5 protein-coding genes are annotated in these 9,214 nt (G+C 46.8%); all 5 read left to right on the forward strand.

Features of this window, described 5'->3' with window-relative positions; genetic code table 11:
• On the forward strand, window positions 1-555 hold a 555-nt coding region (locus ACRBG0_RS20360; protein WP_431488691.1), incomplete at its 5' end, for a hypothetical protein.
• A 38-nt stretch (window positions 556-593) separates the two neighbouring features.
• Window positions 594-1,235 carry a hypothetical protein gene (locus tag ACRBG0_RS20365; RefSeq protein ID WP_431488692.1) on the forward strand — a complete coding sequence of 214 codons (642 nt, stop codon included), beginning with the start codon at window positions 594-596 and terminating at the stop codon, window positions 1,233-1,235.
• A 121-nt stretch (window positions 1,236-1,356) separates the two neighbouring features.
• Window positions 1,357-2,283, forward strand: a complete 927-nt coding sequence (gene bufB / locus ACRBG0_RS20370; protein WP_431488693.1) for an MNIO family bufferin maturase — start codon at window positions 1,357-1,359, stop codon at window positions 2,281-2,283.
• A gap of 3 nt (window positions 2,284-2,286) precedes the next feature.
• On the forward strand, window positions 2,287-3,114 hold the full coding sequence (locus tag ACRBG0_RS20375) for an HvfC/BufC family peptide modification chaperone (protein WP_431488694.1): 828 nt from the start codon (window positions 2,287-2,289) through the stop codon (window positions 3,112-3,114).
• A 398-nt stretch (window positions 3,115-3,512) separates the two neighbouring features.
• Window positions 3,513-9,214: Kazal-type serine protease inhibitor domain-containing protein (locus ACRBG0_RS20380; RefSeq protein ID WP_431488695.1), on the forward strand; the 5,702-nt coding region annotated here is incomplete at its 3' end.

Below are 9,214 nucleotides of genomic sequence, written 5' to 3' on the forward strand. Positions count from 1 at the left end.
TCGCTTTTTGTGCATAATCAAGACCTTGACCCCAAGCAGGCGGATTACGACAGTCCTAATGCGAAACCCAGTATTAAGGACCCCAAGAAGGGCGATAATGCGGTTGCTGCTTTAAAGCTAGAATCGGAGTTGGGTAATGCCATTTTTACCTATATCCTGCTGATGATCGAAACTTGCTATCGGACGAAAAGCACCAAGACGCAGTTTCAGATTTTTATGTACGGCGTACACAAAGCCATGATTTGGTTGTTGAGTCATTTTGGTGGTAATATTTCGAATATCCTTTACCAGAAAAAAGGCAAAACGTATTCGGCTGCGTTGACGTTCGAGTTTTATGATTTTGCAGCGAAACCCAAGATGCGCCCCAAGGCCCAAATCATTGAGCTGGCCGATCAGCTTTCTAAAGTATGGACGGTAGAAGAGTGGCTCAGCAAAGGAAACAAAAGCAGTGCTGCTTTTATGGCACTGCCTGATATCGACCTTAATTACAATGTCAAAGACATTGATAAAGATCTGGGAATAAAAGGTAATCCTTTCCCAACGGCTCATGCTTAACTCAACCCGATTCTGATAACCCGTCAATTATTACTAAGATGGATCATTCTGATAAAAAAAACACCATTGCACCTGAGCCTAACAAGCGCAGACAGGCACAAATAACGGATATTCCTAGCTCGGTTGGCCCTGAGTTGCACGTATGCATGGGGCTGAACGCTTGCAAAAACCAAGGCTTTACCAAGAAAAACGACTGTGCTGGAATGGGTTTATGTGCTACCATTGTACACGCATGCCATACCGTCAACGACTGTCGTGGACAGGGCGGATGCGGCTTGTTTGGCACTGCACCCGAATTTTGCCATCCTGGTGAGAACGATTGTAAATACCAGGGCAGTTGCGGTTCTCCTATTTTGGCTACCCGCTATTTTGTTGATGGCCCCAACCAAGGGCTGAGTGTTTGGCAATTGGCACGAAAACGCTTTGAGGAGCGAATGAGTAAAGCTGGGAAAAAATACGGCTCGCCTCCACCTAAGCAAGCTTACGGCCCCACCGCTGAATTTGCCGAAAAGATTGGGCAATACCACTACGAATCTTGCGGCCAGAGTGGTTCTCATTATTGTTCCTTCGCTTTTGATCCAAAGGTGAGAGATGCCGAGAAGAAAGCTAACAGAGAAGCTTTTATGAAAAAGAGTAGCAAGGCCCATTATTCGGATGAGGCCTGTGTCAAGAAGGGATAATGGGCAGCCTGTTGACAATTCAGAGAATCACAGGAATGATTCATCGAAGGTGAGCAAAAAGAAAAAACCTCTGCGTCTTTGCGGCTCTGCGCGAGATACGCTTTTATGTACACTCTTGATTATGAGTATTAACCTCCTCGATCTACCAGACCTCGGCTTGGGCCTCGGTCTGCGAAGTAAGCATTTTAACCATATTCTGGAACACGCGCCAGAGGTGGATTGGTTTGAGGTGATCTCCGAGAATTTTATGGATGCTTATGGTCGGCCTCGGTATCTGTTGAAGCAGATTGTCGAACGCTATCCGGTAGTGATGCATGGGGTGTCGATGTCGATAGGAAGTACCGATCCGTTGGATTTTGATTACCTGAAAAGCTTGAAGACCCTTGCCGATGAGGTGAAACCTGCTTGGGTGAGTGATCATCTTTGCTGGACGGGCGTATTGTCGATCAATTCTCATGATTTGTTGCCGTTGCCGCTCAATGAAGAGTCTTTGGCACATGTATGCGAACGCGTTCGAATAGTGCAGGATTACCTAGAGCGGCCGCTGGTGTTGGAAAACCCCAGCACTTACGCGAGCTTTCAGCATTCTACGATATCGGAATGGGCGTTTCTGAAAGCAATGGCAGAGGAAACCAACTGCGGTTTACTGTTGGATGTAAATAATGTCTATGTTTCTGCCTTTAACAATGACTTTGATCCCGTTCACTATATCGAACAGCTGCCACATGAGCGCATTGTACAGATGCACCTGGCTGGACATCAGCACTGTGGGAATTACATCATTGATACCCACGACCGGGAGGTGACCAATAACGTCTGGCAACTCTTTCAACTTGCATGGCAGAAAACCGGAGGTGTTTCGACCTTGCTGGAGTGGGATGGGAACATTCCGCCCTTCGACGATTATTATGCTGAATTGATGAAGGCCAAAGACTTTATGTCGTCTTCTTTTCCTAAGCCGAAAATGGAGGAAGAGGCACCTGGTAATGCCGCAGAAGTATCCAATCCCGTAGATTTCCTCATGACCAACCTCATAAAAGAAGTTTAGACGGTGGAAAAACCAAAACTTTCTTTAGCTGATTTTCAAAAATGGATGTTGCAGATGCTGCTTCAGCCTGGTTATGGAGCCGCCAAAATAGGCGAGGGGAGGAGTGTTTCGATTGAGGAAGTTTTTAAGCCTTCGAGCCGGTTACCGGCAAGGCAACATTTAGCGATCTATCAGCATGGATATACCGCCCGCTTACGCGACTGTCTGGCAAAACAGTTTACGGCCTTGGAATATGCTTTAAGTCCTGATTTATTTCAGGCTTTCGCCGATGAATACTTACGGAAGTACCCATCGGAAAGCTATAGTCTCGCTAACCTCGGAGACCGTTTTATGACCTACCTGGAGGAAAGTCGCCCTGACCGCGACGAACCCATCAAAGAAGACTGGCCTTACTTTATGATAGAGCTTGCCCGCTTTGAATGGCTGATCAATCACCTTTTTAATGCTGATGTTGACCATGAAGGGCCAATCGCGACCATGACTACGCCGTCAACCCAATTGGCCCTCGTTCCGGGCATCCGCCTATTGGCGACCAAGTTTCCGGTGCGTTGGTTTTATCAGGCGGTGGCCAAAGGAGAACAACCCGACCTTCCTGAAGCCCAACCTAGCTACTGTGCCATTTTGCGTCGTGATTACAAACTAGCTTTCTTTGATTTGCATCAGGAACAATACCTTCTATTGCAAATGTTGGAGGCTGGTCAGGGCGTGTCTGAAGCTCTTCGGCAGCTCTCCGAAAAGTATGATTATGATGCCAAGGGGCTAGCGGAGATTTGGCCGGTTTGGTATGCGAAGTGGCAAAGAGCTGGCTTTTTTCGGGTGATGGTGGCGTAGGTGCAACGAACGCCGAACAGGGTATTTTGAACCATATAAGTTCATAAAAGAACATATAAGTGCTTTTTTAAAAATGAAGCACTCTAACCGACAGTGGTAGCGTAAGCCATGCTAGTGCGCAGGCCGATAGGCCGAAGCTCGGGGCCAGGATGGCGCAAGGACAATGGGATGGTAACGCTAGTGGACAGCCCGGTGCCGATCCCGTCTCGACTAGAAAAGTCGGGACGGGAGATGGCATGGCCCCTGATCGATCAAGAAACTCTTGGGTGAATATTAGGAATGTAGAGAAAGCTAGAAGAAGCTGATTTTCAGTAGAAAGCCCTTCTTATTTTCCTTCCTTCCTCTGAACTTTAGTATTTTTCCATTTAAAGAAACTTTAGCTGTACTAAACCCTTACTATGAAACCCTTACGTATCATTGGGCGCCTCTTCGGTAGCTTCGCTTTAACCTTTCTGTTTTTCGCTGTAGCTATTGGCCAGCAGGATTTTTTGGCGGCTACACCTGAAATAGGAGATGATGGTTTTGCTTTTCAACCGTTTGAAACTTTGGATTCACCTAACCAGCATACTGGTTTTGTAAGTGAGGTGCAATATCTTGAGGTAAAACAGGAGGTACTTGATCAAATTATCGCTGAGCGACATGCTACACTTGTGGTAGAAATCCCTAATGGAAGGACAGTATTACAGCTGGATTTGAACCGGGTGGATTTATTTGCCAATAACTATCAGTTGAGCACGAGCAGTGGGGAAACCTACCCGGAAAATGAGCAACAGGCATTTTACCAAGGAAATGTGAAAGGACGTCCGAACTCGCGTTGTGCCCTTAGTTTCTTTCCTAATGAAGTACGCGTATTGTTTGCAGATGAAAACGGAAATCATCGAGTTACCCGACTAGATGGCGGCACGCGATATGCTTTTTACCATGAGGAAAATTGGCTGCGCCCCCTGGATGGTGTGTGTGCGGTGCAAGAAGAAGAGGGGAGTGGAAGTAGTATTCCTCCTCCTCCCGTAATTCCGGAGAGTGAGGCCTCCTTTTTTGGCGATTGTCTGGATGTTTTCTTTGAGTGTGATTTTAAAACTTACCAAGATAATGGCAGTAGCGTAAGTGCTACCGAACAGTTTGTGACCGGCACATTCAATGAGATGCAAATCCTCTTTGAGCAGGCGGGGATTCCATTGAATATTTCCGAAATCTTAGTCTGGAATTCACCTGACCCCTACACGGATACACCGAATACGCTAACGGGTTTTTTTCAGTTTCTTTCCAATTTCGCCGACGTTCGGCAGGATAATTATAATGGTCGCTTGGCCCAATTGCTGACGACTCGTACCATTCATCCGTTGTATTATGGCTTAGCAATTTTTGGTGACGATGTCGTTTGCCGAACTTATTCTACTGATGGCACCTGGGCTAATGGCCCTTACAGCATGGGCACTCGCTTGGAGCCCAATCCAGCTCCTTTTCCTAATTATTCGAACAACCTACACGTTATGGCCCACGAGTTGGCCCATAACCTCGGTGCAGAACACACCCATTCCTGTGTTTGGAATGGTAACGACACCCAAATCGATGATTGCGCCAGCGTTTACTTCGAGCAAAACCCGAACCCAGATTACACCTTTCCTGATTGCTATAATAGCAGTAGCCCGATCCTGCCCACCAATGGAGGAACGCTTATGAGCTACTGTCAGCGTATGACGGGCATTGGTGTAAACTTTAGCCTGGGTTTTCACCCTCAGGTACGAAGTGTTATACTCAATAACTACAACAGTGCGAATTGCTTGACAGGGGAGGATTGTGCGCCTTCTGCTTTTTGTAATATCAACGATCCTTTTTGCTTGGAGTGGTTGCCGGATGTTTTGAATCAATTCCAGGATGCTTGTGATAGCACTGATCCAAATCAAGAGGTAACTTATGATGTTTATACGGCTACTGCTAATGGACAAGATTACATCTATGCTAATCAGTTTGTTACCATTGCTGGATTTCCATTTGTAGATATTGATGTTGTATATGATTGTGATGGTGTGATTGTAGATGCCTGTATTGAAAACCTCAACAATGGGTCTGTTGATTGTAGTAGTGGTCCTGCGATGGGCGCTATTGTCAATGCGCTCCAAGATCAAGTCCTCATCTGGTCTTGCGATGATCCGATTCCTCCTTGTGTGGGGTGTGATTTGAATATCTCTATCAATAGCAATGATCCTTCTTGCGGAAGCAATAATGGTAGCATTTTGATTAATGCCAGCGGAGGGACGCCGTCTTATGAATACAGTATTGGCGGAGCCTTTGCGTCTAATAATTTCTTTGGAAATTTGCCTGCTGGCACGTATTTCGTAACCGTTCGCGATGCTGTTGACTGTGAAGAAACGACAACGGTTGTTTTGATCGATGGAGGAAATGATTTGTCGCTGTCAATAACGCCATTTTCGACCTTGTGTAGTGAGAATACGGGCTTCATAGATTTGCAGGTTAGCGGGGGTACGCCTACTTATTCCTATAATTGGCAGCCGAACCTGGGGAATATTCAAGACCCTAGTGGCCTAGCCGCTGGTTTTTATTCGGTAACGGTGACGGATGCCAACGGCTGTACTGCCAGCATAAGTACCCAGATCACGGTTGAGGCCTGCCCGCCGGATGATAACCCCGTTTGTGGTGCTGATGGTAATGAATATGCTAATCCTTGTGAGGCAATGTGTGCCGGTGTTGGCTATACCTTTGGGCCTTGCGATGATGGGCCGTGTATTTGTCCGGCGGATTATAACCCCGTTTGTGGTTCTGACGGTATCACTTATCCTAATGCCTGCAGCGCTGAATGTGCCGGTATTACGGAGTACGAACCAGGTGAGTGTTTCGCCGATTGTATCTGCCCACTCAATTATGATCCCGTTTGCGGGAGTGATGGCTTTACTTACCCTAACGCCTGTGCAGCAGAATGCGCTGGTGTAGATTGGGTGCCTGGGGAATGTGAAGCACTTTGTGTTTGTCCTCACGTTTATGACCCTGTTTGTGGTAGTGACGGGATTACGTACTCTAATGCTTGCGTGGCCGAATGTGCTGGCGTAGACTGGGAGCCCGGGCCGTGTGACAGCCCATGTGTTTGCGAAGCGATCTACGACCCCGTTTGTGGCAGTGATGGCAACACCTACTCTAATAGTTGTTACGCCGAATGTGCAGGGATTACGGAATATACGTCAGGCGTTTGTAGTGAACCTTGCATCTGTGAGGCGCTCTATGATCCGGTTTGTGGCGTGGATGGTATTACTTATTCCAATGCTTGTTACGCTGCATGTGCAGGTGTAGAAGTAGCATCAGATGGCGCTTGCACCGATGAATGTAATTGTCCGGCGCTCTATGATCCTGTTTGCGGTAGCGATGGCATTACTTATTACAACAGTTGCGTTGCGGAATGCGCCAATGTGGATTGGACGCCAGGAGTTTGTGAACAAGTTTGCGACTGTCCCGCTATTTATGACCCTGTTTGTGGTAGTGATGGTCTCACCTACCAAAATGCTTGTTATGCTGAATGTGCTGGTGTAAACTGGACGCCCGGTATTTGCGAAGAATTATGTATTTGTCCAGCACTTTACGACCCGGTTTGCGGCAGTGATGGAAATACTTATTCCAATGGTTGCTACGCCGAATGTGCTGGCATTTTTGACTACACCAGCGGCGCGTGTTTCCCTCCTGTTGATAATGTCCTCTGCCTGCCTTGGTTGAGGGATATCGTCGATGATTTTGGTGTTTGTGGTTCCGATGAAGCAGGTGGAGAATGTGGACAAACCATTTCGCTTGGGAGCTATCAGGGCGAAGTCTTTGTCGTGGTCTACGATTACTGTTCTTACCCGTTCAATAACAGTTATACGGAGACCGCCTACAACCTTGATGGTGTGGCTGTGGATCAATGTTCAGGTGCAGTACTTGGGTTTACCTGTGATTTCTTTCCGCCACAAGGAGCAATTCTGGATGGCTTTACAAATACCGAACTCATCTGGTCTTGCGGTGACGATCTGCCCGATTGTTACTGCGATCTGGCGATTTCCGTCAGTACGACCTTGCCGGATTGCGGAGGCGATAACGGCCAGGTTTCCATTTCTATTCAAAGCGGAGCGCCACCATTTGTTTATCAATTGGGAGAGCAGGTCAACAGCACAGGCTTGTTTACCAATCTCACCGAAGGGGTCTATAATCTGAGTGTAACCGACGATAAGGGATGTGTAGTAGAATCTTACGCAGTACTATTTTCGGAAGGATACCCTGATTGCCTCAGTGGAGAAATCACGATTATTAGTGATCTTGATGATTGTTCAGATTTTGTTTACCAAGTCAGTGGTACGTTTGCAAGTTCATGTACCGGTTTTTCAGGAATAAACTATTCTCGGCAGGGGAATGTATTTACGGCTAATGTACAAACCTTTATAAATTTCCCACCATGTACGAGCCCCGGCTCCGATTGGTCTGGAACAGCTGTGGATACACCGCTAGCTTCAGGGATTTATACGATTGAATTGTTGATTAATGGTCAATTTGTAACGAGTATCACCTTCACCATCGAAGAATGTAGTACTACTTGTGATCTAAACGTAGTGGTGGTCGGCACCGATCCTGATTGTGGCCTTAATAATGGATCTGTCTCTGCCATACCAGATGGTGGCACACCGCCATATAGCTATGATTTTGGTAATGGTTTTCAAGATTTTTCCACGCTATCTGGTTTAGCAGCGGGGATTTATTCTGTGACGGTAATGGATGCGGAAGGTTGCACAGCAGAGAACAGTGTTATACTCGACTGCGACCCGGTTATCTCACCAATGTTTTATGTAGCGCCCACAACGATAACTAGAGATATTGGTAATACACTTATCTTGACGGTGGCTGTAAATGATTTGGTAGATGTGACAAGTATTCAGTTTCCAATGACTTGGGATAGTGACTTGATGACTTTTCAGTCCATATCTATTATCAATGATTTGCCGGGGCTGAGTTCCTCTAATTTTATTACCCCACTTACCGGTGGTCCGGCAGGGCAACTCTCCTTTAGCTGGTTCGATCCAACAGGTGATGGTGTCAGCCTTGATGATGCAGGTTTGTTTAGCGTTACCTTTCTTGCTGTTGCGGAAGGTACTACCGCATTTGCATTTCGTGAAGACCTGCCGCTAGCTGCCGAAATTTCAGGAGCAGGAGGAACAAGTTTAGATTTTAATGCTGCAAACGGTCAGGTAACGATTATAGACCCTAATACTGGTGGTGGCCAAACGACCTTTATTCTCGGAGATGAAGAAGTCAATCAAGGCGAAAATTTCTGTCTTCCGATAACGGTTACTGATTTTAACAACCTGCTAGGTATGCAATTTAGTGTCAATTACGATGCGAGTATACTAAGCTATACGGGGGCGCAAAACTTTACGACGCAGCTTGTCGGGTTTGGGGCAGGGAATGTAGGCAACCCTTCGCCGGGTAACCTCACGTTTACCTGGACAGACCCGCTGCTCACTGGTGCAAGCATGGCCGATAATTCGACGGTGGTAGAATTGTGTTTTACAGCTACAGGAACGACAACGACCCAAGTGGTTTTCTCAGGAACACCAACGCCTATAGAACTTATTGATGCTGATGAGGAACAGGTTGCATTCCTTCAGCAAGACGGCACTGTCACGATCATTGTCCCCGAACCGGGAACCTTTGGTCTGGCGATATCAGCGGCCAATGCTTGTGAGGGAGAAACCTTCTGCCTGGATGTGACAGCGAGTAGTTTCACAAATATCTCAGCCTTTAGCTTCCCTGTTTTATTTGATCCTTCGGCTTTAAGCCTAAATGGAATAATAAATGTTACGCCTAACCTCCCTGGTTTTTCCAATGCGAGTTTCACGACGCCAGCGGGAGGTGAGGTAGCAGTAAATTGGATGGCAGCGGGTGTAGCTGAGGCTCTCGATCCTCAGGAAAACCTCTTTACCATTTGTTTTGAAAAGCTGACCAATACCACGACGGCGGTCAATATTCAGTCTTCACCCAATACGCAAGCTGCTGTCGTTGATGGTAATGATGACAATTTGCCATTTACTGATTTATCTACGACGATAACGAGCGATGACTGTACCAC

Source organism: Lewinella sp., assembly GCF_050633125.1.
Classification (GTDB): domain Bacteria; phylum Bacteroidota; class Bacteroidia; order Chitinophagales; family Saprospiraceae; genus Lewinella.

Excerpts from the sequence above, each read along its gene's own strand:
- bufB (WP_431488693.1), top strand. The coding sequence starts at position 1,357 with ATGAGTATTAACCTCCTCGATCTACCAGACCTCGGCTTGGGCCTCGGT.
- ACRBG0_RS20365 (WP_431488692.1), top strand. The coding sequence starts at position 594 with ATGGATCATTCTGATAAAAAAAACACCATTGCACCTGAGCCTAACAAG.